A 2,326-nucleotide genomic window follows, 5' to 3' on the forward strand; every position below is an offset into this window, starting at 1 on the left:
AGTAGGGTCATTGAAGGCTCTGCCAAAATCAAACTGAACTATTCAAAACGCTTTAAAGAAGTTGTTGCAACCTACCATGACCGTGCACAGGTGTTGCGCGGTGAAGTGAAAGCTGAGGCTTTGACTGAAGGCAAAGCGGTTTACAAAATCCGCGAGCCATTTGGTTCTGAAGCCGAGGCAAAACAGGCGGCAAAATCAAAAGCCAAACAGATCAAACAAGGCATTGAAAGCTTTTCATGCCGAGTTGTTGGTGACCCAAATGTACGTGCAGGCATGCAGGCGGGGTTTGTTGGTTCGCAAGCTGGTATTGACGGCATTCAGCTGACCATTGGCTCTGCTGGCCATAGCTGGTCAAAGCAGAACTACACGGTTTCCATAAGTGGCAAGGGCGCTGCTTAGACCTTTTCAAACATAAACGGTAAATGAAGCAAGTTAGCTTGCGAGAAATGCAGACTCACCTCTGCTGAAAGAGCCTCGGAATTCGGTTTGCGTAGAAAACGAAGGGAACTTCACCGCCAACGTGCCTGTGGCGTAAGCGACCAGCATATATGCCGACAAAACTTATCGTGCGCACATTGTCAACTTTCAATTCAATTGAGCTATCGTCTTGCAGAACAGGCAAAGGCCCGAAATGCTGTCGGAATACTGGTGATCCTGAAAAACCAGGGCTGGTATTAGCATCAAGGAGAAACATAGGCTTTCTGTCCAACTGCAGATTTGTCTCTAAAGCAATAGAACCCCGTTTCCAAATATGCACCATCAAGCCTGAAAAATGAGGTGTCGGGTAGCCAACTACGCTGCAATCCATGCCAACTAGAGTAAATAATTCACCAAAAATGCTATTATCATCATTTAGACAGCATATTTGTGCCGGTTCGTCGTGACAAAGGAACAGGGCTGCAATGTCGGTTCTAAGTTGATCGAATTCTGGATCTTGAAGAAAATTTGGTGGGTCGTGATTTATTTCGACAGTTAAGTTCTGGCGTAACCATGCATTCGGATTAGCGGTGACTGTCGGAAAGACAGTAATGCGCTTGGGGATGTACTGATTTTCTTGCGAAAGAATTGTGTCGTCAAATGGTGAGCGGCCGGTAAGAACGTGCCTAGCAGTTAGAATAAACACATCGCCATTGTGTCGCCAAAAGCACCCGGACCCGTGCGACAAAACGGTATCTTTGCCGTCATTTGAGAGCTGCTTTATTAGTGTGCATGCAAATGACGCAAGTGTTGTCCTTGCGCGAGCAAATTGTGATGGGATTTGATCGTCGATCGCACCACCTAATTCTGGGTAATACACTATAATTATCCCTTTGAAATGAATGTGGACATTGACCAGCAATGCCCCAACAACATTGGCGTACCGCCTTAATACTTTAAAGTGCAAGTTCTAGGCTCACAAGCTCTACCTTGCTGAATAGATAAACCGCCAGAGGCGGTTTTTTTACCCAAAATTGGAGAAAATTATGAATACGTCCCAACAGGGCCAAGAAGTAATTCTTGGCAATGAAGGCATGGTCATGACTTGCTATTTGGATCCCGTTGGGGTGCCAACGATTTTTGCAGGTATCACCATGCGTAGCCGTGTGGCGCGAGAATATTTCAAAAATGGAATGGTGCCTGGCAAAACTAAAATCACATATGCCGAGGGCATGAAGCTTTTCAAAGCGTTGCTTAGCGAAATTTATGAACCACCAACTGCGAAAGGTATGCCAGGCGCGAACCAACACGAATTCGATGCTGGTGTAGACAATTGTTACAATATGGGACCTGGCACATTTGGCTGGAAATGGGCGCAGCTATGGCGTGCGGGCAAAAAGCGTGAAGCGGCCAAATATTTGGAAACGCATTACCACAAAGCCAAGGGCCGAGTGCTGCCTGGTTTGGTGCGTCGTCGCAAAGAAACCGCGCAGATCCTCTTGCATGGCATATACCCAAAACATGCAGGTGAGGGCGCGTCACGCAAAGTGCGCGCCAAACCAACATCCAAGCCAGATCCAGTGATCCAAGAAGCGCAAGAGCTTTTGACATCACGCGGGTTTAACCCCGGTGCCATCGATGGATGGATGGGTAAAAAGACCAAAGTGGCTTTGCTCGCTTATCAACAAGCGCATCCGCATTTGGTGAATGATGGCATTCTTGGTGCGGCCACCATCGCCCAATTGCGCCGTGACGGGCAAATGGCAGGGCAGGTGGCCAAAGATGCAGTCACGAAAGGTGGTGGCGGTTCAATCATTGGTGGCGCATTAGCATTCACAACTGGCCTGCCGTGGGGCTGGATTGTTGCGGCCATTGTGGTTGGTGCGATCGGTTGGGGCCTGTGGCGTTA

General features: G+C 48.2%; 2 protein-coding genes and 1 pseudogene. 2 read left to right on the top strand and 1 reads right to left on the bottom strand.

The window, feature by feature from the left end; translation table 11 throughout:
• Nucleotides 1-399 (top strand): annotated as a pseudogene (locus Q0231_RS08735) (hypothetical protein); the annotation flags it as partial.
• Between the two features lie 55 nt (nucleotides 400-454).
• On the opposite strand, the gene Q0231_RS08740 reads toward Q0231_RS08735, so the two are convergent.
• Nucleotides 455-1,384, bottom strand: coding sequence for a trypsin-like peptidase domain-containing protein (locus tag Q0231_RS08740; protein WP_299347196.1), 930 nt, complete (start codon nucleotides 1,382-1,384; stop codon nucleotides 455-457).
• Between the two features lie 79 nt (nucleotides 1,385-1,463).
• Here Q0231_RS08740 and Q0231_RS08745 point away from each other — a divergent pair.
• Nucleotides 1,464-2,326 (top strand): peptidoglycan-binding protein (locus Q0231_RS08745; RefSeq protein WP_299347197.1); only part of this gene is annotated, 863 nt, incomplete at its 3' end.

The organism is uncultured Maritalea sp. (assembly GCF_937139385.1).
GTDB lineage: Bacteria > Pseudomonadota > Alphaproteobacteria > Rhizobiales > Devosiaceae > Maritalea > Maritalea porphyrae_A.